The organism is Blastococcus sp. SYSU DS0753 (assembly GCF_054051175.1).
This window is the reverse complement of the sequence record NZ_JBJHAT010000016.1, coordinates 33,770-46,270: the sequence shown is the minus strand read 5'-3', so window position 1 is coordinate 46,270 and position 12,501 is coordinate 33,770. Positions and strand designations below refer to the sequence as shown.

Here is a 12,501-nt window from a genome sequence, read left to right as displayed (position 1 = left end):
CGACCCCGGAGGCCCCGTGCCCAGCCCTGCCAGCCGCCTGCTCCCCCCGCTGCTCCGCCTGCTCCGCTTCCGGCGGGAGTTCGAGCGCCCGGAGCTCATGCTGCGCGGCGTCCAGGAGCGCATGCTGCGCCCGGCACCGTACGGACCGCCACGGGGGCTCGGCCCGGTCGAGATCGCGGTGGACGTCGGCCACGCGACCGGCTGGCCGGTCTACCGCGTCCTCCCCCGCACCCGGATGCCGGACCGTGCCGCCGTCTACGTGCACGGCGGTGCCTGGGTGAACCAGATCCACCCGTTGCACTGGCGCCTGGTCGCCCGGCTCGCCGCCCGCAGCGGCGCCGCGATCACCGTGCCCGTCTACCCGCTGGCGCCGGTGGGGACGGCGGCGACGGTGGTGCCCCAGGTGGCCGACCTCGTCGGCGCGCTGGTCGACCGGTACGGCGCCGGGCAGGTCACCGCGGTGGGCGATTCGGCCGGCGGTCAGATCGCGCTGTCCGCCGCCCAGCTCCTGCGCGACCGGGGCGTGCCACCGCTGCACCGGACCGTGCTCGTCTCCCCCGCGCTGGACCTGACCCTGGCCAACCCCGAGATCGACCTCGTCGAGCCGCAGGACCCCTGGCTGGCCCGCCCCGGCACCCGGGCGGCGATCGAGCTCTGGCGCGGCGACCTCCCGCTCACCGATCCGCTGGTCAGCCCGCTGTTCGGGGAGCTGGCCGGGCTCGGTCCGCTGACCGTCTTCAGCGGTACCCGCGACATCACCAGCCCGGACACCCGGCTGCTGGTCGACCGCGCCCGCGCGGCCGGAGTGCCGGTCGACCACCACGAGGAGGAGGGCCTGGTGCACGTGCACCCGCTGCTGCCGGTGCCTGAGGGCCGACGGGCCCGGCGGGTGATGGCCGCCGTCCTCGCCGGCTGACGCGGCGGGCGCGGCGCCGGTCCTGGCCGTGCGGAAATTTCCGCGCGAAGGTGTCGATCCGGCCGGTCCCCGCTCGTACAGGGGGTGAGCGACCGGCACCGGACCGGCGCCGAACCCCAGGAGGCAACCATGGCCCAGTACCTGCTGAGCATCATCCAGCCGGTCGGCGAGGTCCCCCCGCCGGAGGAGCTGGCGCCGGTGATGGAGCAGCTGGCGGCGCTCAACGCGGAGATGCAGGCGGCAGGCGCCTGGGTCTTCGCCGCTGCGCTGCACCAGCCGGAGGCGTCGACCGTCGTCCGCGCCGAGGGCGCCGACGTGCTCGTCACCGACGGCCCCTACGCCGAGGCCAAGGAGTTCATCGGCGGGTTCGACGTGATCGAGGCCGACGACCTGGACCAGGCCCTCGGCTGGGCCGGCAAGCTGGCCCGTGTCCTCGGCGGCCTGCCGGTCGAGGTCCGGCCCGTCGCGCAGACCTTCTGACGCCCGTGGACGACGCCGTCGCCGAGGTCGAGCGGGTGTTCCGCGCGCACCACGGCCGGGCGGTCGCCGTCCTGATCCGCCTCCTCGGCGACGTCGACGCCGCCGAGGAGGCGGTCCAGGAGGCCTTCCTCACCGCCCTCGCCCGGTGGCCGGTCGAGGGGATCCCGCCGAGCCCGGCCGGCTGGATCGTCACGACCGCCCGCCGCCGGGCGATCGACCGCTGGCGGCGGGAATCCGTGCGCACCGACCGGTACTTGCAGGCCGCGCTGCTCGGCGGCGCCCCGGAGCCCGTCGAGGAGGGACCCGTGCACGACGACCGGCTGCGCCTGATCTTCACCTGCTGCCACCCGGCGCTGGTGGCGCTCACCCTCCGGCTGCTCGGCGGCCTCACCACCACCGAGATCGCGGCGGCGTTCCTCGTGCCCGAGGCCACCATGGCCCAGCGCCTCGTGCGCGCGAAGGCCAAGATCCGCACGGCCCGGATCCCGTACCGGGTGCCGCGGGAGGCAGAGCTGCCCGATCGGCTGCCGGCCGTGCTCGCCGTCGTCCACCTGGTCTTCACCGAGGGGCACACCGCCACGTCCGGGGACCAGCTCGTGCGCCCGGACCTGTGCGCGGAGGCGATCCGGCTCGGCCGCCTCCTGGCCGAGCTGATGCCGGACGAGCCCGAGGTCACCGGCCTGCTGGCGCTGATGCTGCTCACCGAGTCGCGGCGACCTGCCCGCAGCACGGCCGACGGCGACCTCGTGCCGCTGGCCGAGCAGGACCGGTCGCGGTGGGACCGGCAGCTGATCGGCGAGGGCCAGACGCTGGTGCGGCAGTGCCTGCGGCGCGATCGCCCGGGCCCGTACCAGCTGCAGGCCGCGATCGCCGCCGTCCACAGCGACGCGCCGACGGCGTCCGACACCGACTGGCGGCAGGTCCTGACGCTGTACGACCAGTTGCTGGCGTTCGCGCCGGGCCCGGTCGTCGCGCTGAACCGCGCCGTCGTCGTCGCCGAGGTCGAGGGGCCGGCCGCCGGGCTGGCGCTGGTGGACCGGCTGGAGCTCCCCCACGACCACCTCCTGCCCGCCGTCCGCGCCGAGCTCCTGCGCCGCCTCGGCCGCACCGCCGACGCGCGGGTCACCTACGACGCCGCTCTCCGGCTGGTCCGGAACGACCGCGAGCGGGCGTACCTGCTGCGGCGCCGCGATGAGTTACCGGTTCCGCTCCGGTCTACGGAGGCATGAACCCTTCCACCACGCTGGACCTCACCTTCACCGCGCCGATCGAGAAGGACGGCGCCTTCCCGACGTACCTGGTCGTGCCGGACTCCGCGGAGCTCCTGGGCACCCGTCGGGCGGTGAAGGTGACCGGCACCGCCGACGGGTACGCCTTCGCGGCCACCCTCATGCCGTCGGGCACCGGCCCGCACTGGCTGCCCCTGCGCGCGACGATCTGCTCGGCCATCGGCAAGAGCCAGGCGGGCGAGGAGGTCACGGTGCACCTGCAGCAGCGGCTGAGCTGACCGGCCGGTGCGGGGACGTTCCCGCGGGGACGTTCCCGCGGGAACGTCCGACCGTCAGTCCCAGTTGCGGCGCTGCTTCTTCAGCTGGCCGCGCTGCTTCTTCGCCTCGATCCGCCGCTCCTTCGAGCCACGGGTGGGCTTGGTGCGCCGCCGGGCCGGAGCCGGCGGGGCCAGTGCGGCACGCAGGACGGCCGCCAGGCGCTCGCGGGCGGCCTGCCGGTTGCGCAGCTGCTGCCGGTGCTCGCTGGCGACGACCGTCAGCACGCCGTCGACCAGCCGGGTCCCGAGCCGTGACGCCAGCCGTGCCCGCTGCTGGTCGCTGAGGCCCGGGAGGTCCAGGGGCGAGACCGAGAGCTCCACCCGCGAGTCGGCGGTGTTCACGCCCTGTCCGCCGGGGCCCGATGACCGGGAGAACCGCCACGACAAGGCGGCCGCGGGCACGACGAGGGACCCGGTGACGGCGAGGTCACCGGAGGGGTCGTCGGTCAGGGGCACCGCACCAGTCTGGCCGACGGGGTCAGCGACCGGGCGGCAGCGGTCCCCGCTCCAGCTGCTCGCGGTCCAGCCGGCCACCTGGCCGGCCCACTCGGCGCGTTCGGTCGGGTGCACGCCGCGCAGGATCCGGCGCCAGGTGAGCGCGCGCTGCAGCGGGGCGACGTGGAGCGCCAGATCGCACTGCCGCCGCAGGTCCTCGGCCGCGCCGAAGTCGAGCCACTGGTCGAGGTAGGCGTCGCGCAGCCGGCGCAGCGCCGGGTCGCCATCGGGCAACCGGAGCACGCGGCCGGCGAACCGCAGGGCGACCAGCAGGACGAGGAACGGGTGGGCCACCGAGGCGTCGCCCCAGTCGAAGAAGCGGTGGCGGCCGTCGCGGACGAACACGTTCCCGTCGTGCAGGTCGTCGTGCTGCACGGTGGCCGGGAGGCCGCCGTCGGCGAGCTCCCGGCACGCTCCCGCGTACTCGCCGAGGCGGGCCAGCACGCGGGCGCGGGCGTCGGCGGCGAGGCCGTCGGGGCGGCCGGGCCGCTGCGCCTCGTCGTCGGCCAGCAGGTCCTCCACCAGCTCGGGCAGGCGTTCCGGTCGGTGGTCGGGCACGCCCAGGCCCACCAGCTCCTCGGCGTGCTCCGCGACCTCGACCTGCAGGCGGCCGTGGTCGGCGAGCATCGCCGCCCACGCGGCGGGCTCGGTCGAGCCCGCCCCGCGGAGCGTCGGCCCGCCGTCGGGCAGGAGCACCAGCCGTCGTTCCCGATCCACCGCGATCGGCGGCAGCACCCACTGCGGCGCCCAGCGCCCGAGCGCTTCGGCCAGCACCGGCTCCTGGGCGGCCCCGGGCCCGACCGCCTTCAGCCACACCGCGCCCCCGCCCCGCACCGGGATGCGGAAGGCCGTGGACCAGGCCCGCACGTGCGGCTGCTCCGGCGGGCCGTCCGGCTCGAGCCCCGCGCGTACCAGCCGAGCCGCAGCCCAGTCCAGGGCGGCGGCCCGCCACCCGGCGTCGCGCCACGTCGCGGAACCCGCCGTCGCGCCGTCCCCGGGGGTCACCGCCGCACCGTAGGCGACCACCCCTGGGGCTGACCCCGGCGAGGGGTCAGGCGGGCACCGGATCGGCACCGGCAGCCGCACCGGGGCGACAGCGCACGAGGCGGCGGAGGGTCAGCCAGGAGCCGCGCAGCGCGCCGTGGGTCTCGAGCGCCGCGATCGCGTAGGCCGAGCACGTCGGGGTGAAGTGGCAGCACGGCCGGCGCTTCGGGCTGATCTCCCGCTGGTAGTAGCGGACGGCGGCGATCAGGTGGGCCGCCGCGCCGCTGCCCTGCCGGCCCTCCCGGATCGCCGGCAGCGAGCGCGGTGCGACCAGCAGCAGGTCCATGCCGCACCCGACGGCGTTGGCCAGGCAGCAGCCGGTGTTGAGGAACAGGAGATCGCGCAGGCACGAGTCGTTGCGCCGGCCGTAGCCGTAGCCGGGCGGCGGCCCGTACCCGCGGCGGTAGTGGCCCGCGTAGTGCCCGCGGTAACCGCCCCCGTACCGGGGACGCCGCCGACGAGGACCCCAGCCGCTGCTCCAGATGAACACCATGGACAGCCCTGTACCGCGGGATGATCGAAGGCATGCCTCCGCTGGCCGATGCGCTCGCCGCCGGACCCGTCGTCCTCGACGGGGGCCTGTCCACCGAGCTGGAGGCGCGCGGTCACGACGTCTCCTCGGCGCTGTGGTCGGCGCGGCTGCTGCGCGACGACCCGGCGGCGATCGTGGCCGCGCACGCGGCGTTCGCGGCCGCGGGTGCCCAGGTGGCCACGACGGCCAGCTACCAGGCCACCGTGGCGGGATTCGCCGCCGCCGGCGTGGGCGCGACCGAGGCGCGCCGGCTGATCGCGTCGTCGGTGGCGCTGGCACGGGAAGGCCAGGGGCCGGGGTGGGTGGCCGGCTCGGTCGGCCCGTACGGGGCGATGCTCGCCGACGGCTCCGAGTACACCGGCGGTTACGTCTCCGAGGTGGGTGTCGAGCGGCTGCGGGAGTTCCACCGGCCGCGGATGGCGCTGCTGGCCGACGCGGGCGCGGACGTGCTGGCCTGCGAGACGGTGCCGGCCGCCGCCGAGGTGGAGGCCCTGCTGCTGGAGGCGCAGGCGCTGGGTGTGCCGATGTGGCTGTCGCTGACCACCGTGGTGGACGACGATGGCGTCGCCCGCACCCGCCGCGGCGAGCGGGCGGCCGACGTGTACGCGATGGCCGCGAGCGTCGACGAGGTGGTCGCCGTCGGCGTCAACTGCACCGCGCCGTCGGCGCTGCCAGCGGCCCTGCGCGCCGCGGCACCGGCCGGCAAGCCACTGGTCGCCTACCCGAACAGCGGTGAGAGCTGGGACCCGGCGTCCCGGTCGTGGACCGGGACGCCGGGGATCCCCGGGCATGCCCTCGAGGAGTGGCAGGCCGCGGGCGCCCGGCTGGTCGGCGGCTGCTGCCGCGTCCGCCCGGCCGACATCGCCCGCATCGCGACGATGACGTGACGGAGCGGCCCCGGTGCAGGGCCCCACCGCGAGCCTGCGAGCGGGTGGGGGGCACCGGGGCCCTTTCTCAGAGGATGGGCTTGCCGCCGGTGACGGCGATCCGCGCGCCGGAGACGTAGGAGGCCTCGTCGCTGGCCAGCATCACGTAGACGGGCGCCAGCTCGGCCGGCTGCGCGGGGCGGCCCAGCGGCACCTGCTGGCCGAAGCTGTCGACCTTCTCCTCGGGCATCGTCGAGGGGATCAGCGGCGTCCAGACCGGGCCGGGGGCGACGCTGTTGGCCCGGATGCCCTTCTCTGCGTACAGCTGCGCGAGGCTGGCGGTGAAGTTCGCGATGCCGGCCTTGGTCATGGCGTAGGCGATGAGGTTGGGGCTCGGGTTGTCCGAGTTCACCGACGACGAGTTGATGATCGAGGCACCCGGCTGCATGTGCGGGATGGCGTCCTTGGTCAGGGTGAACATCGCCGAGAGGTTCGTGGCGACGGTGAAGTCCCACTCCTCGTCGGAGATCTCCTCCAGCGAGTCGTGGCTCATCTGGAAGGCGGCGTTGTTGACCAGGATGTCGACCCGGCCGAACTCCTCGACGGCCTTCGGGATGATCGTCTTGCAGTGCGCCCGGTCGGAGATGTCGCCGGGCACGAGCACGCACTTCCGGCCGGCCTGCTCCACGTACTTCGCGGTGTTCTGCGCGTCCTCGTGCTCGTTGAGGTAGGAGATCAGGACGTCGGCGCCCTCGCGGGCGAAGGCGATGGCGACGGCGCGGCCGATGCCGCTGTCCCCACCGGTGATGACCGCGGCCTTGCCGGTGAGCCTTCCGGAACCGTGGTAGCTCTCCTCGCCGTGGTCCGGCTTCGGGTCCATCTCCCCGAGCGTGCCCGGAACGCTCTGCTGCTGGGCGGGCTGGGTCTCGGGACGGGGTGATGACATGACGGTCCTCCGGAGCGACTGGCAGCGGGCGCGGGCCCCTGCGGCCCGCACCTCCTGCTCCGCGCGCTACCCCGGCGGAACCCCGCGGAACCGGCGGGTGTCGGCTGCACAGCACACGACCCGGGCGGTGGGAGAGGCGCACGTCGTTGTGCACCCCTCCTACCGCCCGGGTCGGGTGTCTCGCTCCGCCACGTCCCGGGGAGGACGCGGCCCTCCGTCACGCCGCGCGCGCCACCGGGGCCTGGTTGGCCGTGGCGCCGAGCGGCACCCAGCGCATCTCGAGCCGGCGCCGGCCCGCGGGGTCGGTCACCACGGTCCACCGGCACTCCGGGCAGAAACGTTCACGCATGGTCCCAGCCACCTTCCGTTTACCTATTGTTCACCTTCCTCTCCGATTACGACGCACCCCACACATCGCCACACTCGTCGTTACCGGATCGTTACCGTCTCTCGGACACGAACGCCCTACCGGACCTGGCTCAGCGGAAGCAGCAGGTCGTCGGGCACGCTGGTAGCCCTGATGACCACGACCGCCGCTCCCCCGCTGCTCGACGACCCCGCCGACCTCTCCGCGCTGCGCGCGAGGGGCGGCGATCCCGACGAGCTGTTCGCGGCCTTCGCCGCCTGGGCCGAGGCCGGCGGCACGCCGCTGTACCCGGCCCAGGAGGAGGCGCTGATCGAGCTGGTGAGCGGCGCCAACGTCGTCCTCGCCACCCCGACCGGCTCCGGCAAGTCGCTGGTCGCCACCGGCGCGCAGTACGCCGCGCTGGCCGCCGGCCGGCGCAGCTACTACACCGCACCGATCAAGGCGCTGGTCAGCGAGAAGTTCTTCGCGCTCTGCGGCATCTTCGGCGCGCAGAACGTCGGCATGCTCACCGGCGACGCGGCGGTCAACCGGGATGCCCCGATCATCGCCTGCACCGCCGAGGTCCTGGCCAACATCGCGCTGCGCGAGGGCGCGGAGGCGGACATCGGCCTGGTGGTCATGGACGAGTTCCACTTCTACGGCGACCCCGACCGCGGCTGGGCCTGGCAGGTCCCCCTGCTGGAGCTGCCGAAGGCGCAGTTCCTCCTGATGAGCGCCACCTTGGGCGACGTCACCTTCCTGCGCGAGGACCTGACGCGGCGCACCGGCCGACCGACCGCGCTGGTGGCCAACGCCGTGCGCCCGGTGCCGCTGCACCACTACTACGCGACGACGCCGATGCACGAGACGATCCAGGAGCTGCTCGACACCCAGCAGGCGCCGGTCTACGTCGTCCACTTCACCCAGGTCTCGGCGCTGGAGCGCGCACAGGCGCTCATGAGCGTCAACGTCTGCAGCAAGGATGAGAAGGCGGCGATCGCCGAGATGATCGGCGGCTTCCGGTTCTCGTCGGCCTTCGGGACGACGCTGTCGCGGCTGGTCCGCCACGGCATCGGCGTCCACCACGCCGGGATGCTGCCCAAGTACCGGCGGCTGGTCGAGCAGCTCGCCCAGGCCGGGCTGCTCAAGGTCATCTGCGGCACCGACACCCTCGGCGTCGGCATCAACGTGCCGATCCGCACCGTCGTCTTCAGCGCGCTGTCGAAGTACGACGGCACCCGCACCCGGCTGCTGCAGGTGCGCGAGTTCCACCAGATCGCCGGCCGGGCCGGCCGCGCGGGCTACGACACCGCGGGCACCGTCGTCGTCCAGGCGCCCGAGCACGAGGTGGAGAACCTCAAGCAGTTCGCCAAGGTGGCCGACGACCCGAAGAAGCGCCGCAAGCTGGTGCGCAAGAAGGTCCCCGACGGCATGGTGCCGTGGAGCGAGTCGACGATGAACCGGCTGGTCGAGGGGGAACCCGAGAAGCTGACCAGCCACATGCGGGTGACGACGGCGATGATCCTCGACGTCGTCGACCGGCCGGGTGACCCGTTCACCGCGATGCGCCGGCTGCTCACCGAGAACCACGAGCCGCGCAAGAAGCAGCTGAAGCTGATCCGCGACGCGATCGGCATCGCCCGCTCCCTGCTGCAGGCCGGCGTCCTGGAGCGGCTGCCCGAGCCGGAGCCCGACGGCCGCCGCTACGACCTGACGCTGGACCTGCCGCCGGACTTCGCGCTCAACCAGCCGCTGTCCACCTTCGCGCTGGCCGCCATCGACCTGCTCGACCCCGACTCGGACACCTACGCGCTCGACGTCGTCAGCGTCATCGAGGCCACGCTCGACGACCCGCGCCAGATCCTCGCCGCCCAGCTCAACAAGGCCAAGGGCGAGGCGGTCGCGCAGATGAAGGCCGAGGGCATCGAGTACGACGAGCGGATGGAGCTGCTCGAGGAGATCAGCTATCCCAAGCCGCTGGAGGAGCTGCTCGGGCACGCCTTCGAGGTCTACCGGCAGTCCAACCCGTGGGCCGCCGACGGTGCGCTGTCGCCGAAGTCGGTGGTCCGGGAGATGTGGGAGCGGGCGTTCACCTTCCGGGAGTTCGTGAACACCTACGGGCTGACCCGCGCCGAGGGGGCGGTGCTGCGCTACCTCTCCGACGCGTTCAAGGCGCTGCGCTCGGGGGTGCCGGCCGCGGCGCGCACCGAGGAGGTCACCGACCTCGTCGAGTGGCTCGGCGAGCTGGTGCGCCAGGTCGACTCCTCGCTGCTGGACGAGTGGGAGGCGCTCACCGATGCCGACCAGGGGCCGGTGGCGGAGGTCGCCGTCCCCGCCCGGCCGCGCCCGCTGACCGGCAACGAGCGGGCGTTCACCGCGATGGTCCGCAACGCGCTGTTCCGCCGCGTCGAGCTGTGGGCCCGCCGCCGCTGGTACGACCTGGGCGAGCTGGACGCCGGCTCGGGCTGGGACGCCGAGCGCTGGGGCGAGGTGGTGCAGGCCTACTTCGCCGAGCACGGCGAGGTGAACACCGGCGCGGACGCCCGCGGTCCCGCGCTGCTGATCTGGGACAAGCGCCCGGACGTCTGGCACGTGCGGCAGATCGTCGACGACCCCGAGGGCAACCACGACTGGGGCTTCGACGTCGAGGTCGACCTCGCGGCCTCCGACGAGGAGGGCGCAGCCGTCATCCGGCTCGTGGACGCCGGCCGCAAGGACTGAAGCGGTGGATCTGCGTCACCGCGCACGACTGATCGGTGGCGACCCGCTCAGCCCCCGGGCAGCTGCAGTTTCCCGTCGACCCGCCTCGGGATGCCCTGGTAGCCGTCGGTCAGCTCCTCCGGCAGCACCTCGGCGGGAGCGCCCTGCCAGGTGACCGGCCGCAGGAACCGGCGGATCGCCGTCGTCCCCACCGAGGTGTGCTGGGAGTTGGTCGATGGCCACGGCCCGCCGTGGTGCTGGGCCCAGGAGACGGCGACGCCGGTCGGGTAGGCGTCGTAGACGATCCGGCCGGCCAGCGTGCGCAGCTGCTGCGACACGGCGAGCGGCAGCTCGGTCTCGCCGTCACCGCGCAGCACCGTGGCGGTCAGGGACGAGGGAAGAGCGGCGAAGGCGGCGAACAGCTCGTCCTCGCCGTCGTAGCGGGCGACGACGCTCACCGGTCCGAAGCACTCCTCGGTGACCTCCCCCGGCAGGTCGGCGGCGGCGGTGGTGAGCAGCCGGGGGACGGCGCGGAAACCCTCGTCCGGGGCCTGCTCGCCCCGGGCCACCTCCTCGACGCCCGGTGCGGCGGCCAGGCCGTCGGAGATGCGGCCGTATGCGGCGGCGATGCCCTCGTTGAGCAGCACCGGTGCCGGCGCCGAGCGGACCGCCTCGGCCATCGCGTCGACGACCCGGTCGCCCTCGGGGCCGGCCGGCACGAAGGCCAGCCCGGGCTTGGTGCAGAACTGGCCGCCGCCGAGCGTGAAGGAGCCGACCAGCTCGCGGCCGATGGTCTCGCCGCGCTCGACGGCGGCCTGCGGGGTGACGACCAGCGGGTTGAGGCTGGACAGCTCGCCGAAGAACGGCACCGGGTCGGGACGCCGCTCGATGATCTCCAGCAGCGCGCGCCCGCCGTTGACCGAGCCGGTGAAGCCGACCGCGCGGATCGCCGGGTGGGCGACGAGGTCGGCCCCGGCCTGCAGCCCGTGCACGATGCCGAGGGTGCCCTCGGGCGCTCCGGCCTTGCCGGCGGCCTCGACGAGCACCTCGAACACCAGCTGCGACGTCGCCGGGTGGGAGCCGTGCGCCTTGACGACGACGGGGCAGCCGGCGGCCAGCGCCGACGCGGTGTCACCGCCGGGCACCGAGAAGGCGAGCGGGAAGTTGCTCGCGCCGAACACGGCCACCGGACCGATCGGCACGAGCATCCGGCGGAGGTCCGGCCGCGGGCCCATGGGGGTGTCACCCGCGTGGTCGATGGCCGCCTCGAGGTAGCTGCCCTCCTCGAGCACCTCGGCGAACAGCCGGAGCTGGTAGCAGGTCCGGGTCAGCTCGCCGTTCAGCCGGGTGGTGCCCAGCGCCGTCTCGCGGTCGGCGACGGCCACGACGTCCTCCCGGCGCCCCTCCAGGGCGTCGGCGAGGGCGCGCAGCAGGGCGGCACGGCCTGCCCGGCCGAACTCGTCGAGGGCGGGCGCGGCGGCCAGCGCCGCGGCGCAGAGGCGGTCGACCTCCTCGGTGGTGGTCTCCTGGGCGACGACCTCGGCGGCCTCGCCGGTTCGGGGGTCGATGCTGACGACGTCCATGGGGTGCTCCTCAGGGGTGCGGGGTTCAGCGGGGCGCGTCGAGGCAGGTGCGGGCTCAGGAGACCTTGGAGACCAGGGCCGTCAGCTCGGCCAGCTCCGCCTCGGTCAGGTCGGTCAGGGGCGGGCGCACCCGGCCGCCGTCCCGGCCGACGGCGGTCAGCCCGGCCTTCACGATGGAGACCGCATAGCCCTTGGCCCGGTCGCGGATCTCGGTGTAGGGCAGCACGAAGTCGTTGAGCATGCCGTACACGGCGCCCCTGTCCTGCGCGCGCACGGCGGCGTAGAACCTGAGCGCGAACTCCGGGAGGAAGTTGTAGAGCGCCGAGGAGTACGTGGTCACGCCCAGCTGGAGGAGCGGCAGCGCGAACGTCTCGGCGGTGGGCAGCCCGCCGATGTAGATCAGCCGGTCACCGACGCGCGCGTAGGTGCGCGTCATCTGCTCGATGTCCCCGACGCCGTCCTTGAGCCCGATCAGGTTGGGGTTGCGTTCGGCCACCTCGGCCACCGTGGTGTCGCTGAGCACCGCGTTGGCCCGGCTGTAGACGATGACGCCCAGGTCGGTGGACCGGCACACCGCGCTGATGTGCTCGACCAGGCCACGCTGGCTGGCCTCGGTCAGATAGGGCGGGAACAGCAGCAGCCCGGTTGCCCCGGCTGCCTCGGCCGCGCGTGCCTGCGCCGCGGACACCGCCGTCCCGCCGGTCGCCGGGGCGATGACGGGGACCCGCCCGGCGACCTCGTCGACGGCGACACGCACGACCCGGTCCAGCTCCGCGGAGGTCAGCGAGAAGCCCTCGCCGGTGCCGCCGGCCGCGAACAGGCCGGCCACGTCGAAGCTCGCCTGCCAGGCCAGGTGCTTCCGGTACCGGGGCTCGTCGAACTGCAGGTCGGCGTCGAAGTGGGTCACCGGGAAGGAGAGCAGGCCGGACTTCAGCCGGTCGGCGAGAGCATCCGGGGCAAGCAGCGTCACGGGTGGGTCCTCGGGTCCGGCGGGTCCGCTCCGGGGGCGCTACGGCGCACCGGGTGGCGGCGGTCGGCATCACGGTA

At 74.3% G+C, this 12,501-nt stretch carries 12 protein-coding genes; 6 read left to right on the top strand and 6 right to left on the bottom strand.

The window, feature by feature from the left end; genetic code table 11:
* Window positions 1-16: 16 nt before the first annotated feature.
* The 4 genes from ACI799_RS13330 to ACI799_RS13315 all read left to right on the top strand — a co-directional run bounded on the left by ACI799_RS13330 (window position 17) and on the right by ACI799_RS13315 (window position 2,903).
* The gene (locus ACI799_RS13330) at window positions 17-916 is read left to right on the top strand and encodes an alpha/beta hydrolase fold domain-containing protein (protein WP_456599392.1); all 900 of its coding nucleotides are present in this window, start codon (window positions 17-19) and stop codon (window positions 914-916) included.
* Between the two features lie 129 nt (window positions 917-1,045).
* Window positions 1,046-1,396: a YciI family protein gene (locus ACI799_RS13325; protein WP_456599391.1), complete on the top strand. Its 351-nt coding sequence runs from the start codon at window positions 1,046-1,048 to the stop codon at window positions 1,394-1,396.
* A 5-nt stretch (window positions 1,397-1,401) separates the two neighbouring features.
* Window positions 1,402-2,625 carry an RNA polymerase sigma factor gene (locus tag ACI799_RS13320; RefSeq protein WP_456613267.1) on the top strand — a complete coding sequence of 408 codons (1,224 nt, stop codon included), beginning with the start codon at window positions 1,402-1,404 and terminating at the stop codon, window positions 2,623-2,625.
* Window positions 2,622-2,903, top strand: coding sequence for a DUF1905 domain-containing protein (locus tag ACI799_RS13315; RefSeq protein ID WP_456613266.1), 282 nt, complete (start codon window positions 2,622-2,624; stop codon window positions 2,901-2,903). The genes ACI799_RS13320 and ACI799_RS13315 overlap by 4 nt, the downstream gene beginning before the upstream one ends.
* A 54-nt stretch (window positions 2,904-2,957) precedes the next feature.
* On the opposite strand, the gene arfB is transcribed toward ACI799_RS13315, so the two are convergent.
* Together arfB and yidD are read right to left on the bottom strand one after the other, a co-directional pair.
* Window positions 2,958-4,442 carry an alternative ribosome rescue aminoacyl-tRNA hydrolase ArfB gene (gene arfB / locus ACI799_RS13310; protein ID WP_456613265.1) on the bottom strand — a complete coding sequence of 495 codons (1,485 nt, stop codon included), beginning with the start codon at window positions 4,440-4,442 and terminating at the stop codon, window positions 2,958-2,960.
* Between the two features lie 46 nt (window positions 4,443-4,488).
* Complete coding sequence (yidD, locus tag ACI799_RS13305) at window positions 4,489-4,974, bottom strand: membrane protein insertion efficiency factor YidD (RefSeq protein WP_456591288.1); 486 nt, start codon at window positions 4,972-4,974, stop codon at window positions 4,489-4,491.
* A gap of 32 nt (window positions 4,975-5,006) precedes the next feature.
* Here yidD and mmuM point away from each other — a divergent pair, with 32 nt between their 5' ends.
* A complete protein-coding gene (gene mmuM / locus ACI799_RS13300; RefSeq protein WP_456613264.1) occupies window positions 5,007-5,900 on the top strand; it encodes a homocysteine S-methyltransferase in 894 nt (297 codons plus the stop codon).
* 67 nt (window positions 5,901-5,967) lie between these two features.
* Here mmuM and ACI799_RS13295 read toward each other — a convergent pair whose 3' ends face one another.
* Both ACI799_RS13295 and ACI799_RS13290 read right to left on the bottom strand, forming a co-directional pair.
* Entirely contained in the window at window positions 5,968-6,825 is an 858-nt protein-coding gene (locus ACI799_RS13295) for an SDR family oxidoreductase (RefSeq protein WP_456613263.1), read from the bottom strand.
* A gap of 217 nt (window positions 6,826-7,042) precedes the next feature.
* A complete protein-coding gene (locus ACI799_RS13290) occupies window positions 7,043-7,174 on the bottom strand; it encodes a hypothetical protein (protein ID WP_456588719.1) in 132 nt (43 codons plus the stop codon).
* 171 nt (window positions 7,175-7,345) lie between these two features.
* On the opposite strand from ACI799_RS13290, the gene ACI799_RS13285 reads away from it, so the two are divergent.
* The gene (locus ACI799_RS13285; RefSeq protein WP_456613262.1) at window positions 7,346-9,892 is read left to right on the top strand and encodes a DEAD/DEAH box helicase; all 2,547 of its coding nucleotides are present in this window, start codon (window positions 7,346-7,348) and stop codon (window positions 9,890-9,892) included.
* 47 nt (window positions 9,893-9,939) lie between these two features.
* Here the strand turns inward: ACI799_RS13285 and ACI799_RS13280 are convergent, their stop codons facing one another.
* Window positions 9,940-11,454 (bottom strand): aldehyde dehydrogenase (NADP(+)), encoded by a 1,515-nt coding sequence (locus ACI799_RS13280; RefSeq protein WP_456613261.1) that lies wholly within the window; start codon window positions 11,452-11,454, stop codon window positions 9,940-9,942.
* Window positions 11,455-11,509: 55 nt separating this feature from the next.
* Window positions 11,510-12,424, bottom strand: coding sequence for a 5-dehydro-4-deoxyglucarate dehydratase (gene kdgD / locus ACI799_RS13275; RefSeq protein ID WP_456613260.1), 915 nt, complete (start codon window positions 12,422-12,424; stop codon window positions 11,510-11,512).
* Window positions 12,425-12,501 lie beyond the last annotated feature (77 nt).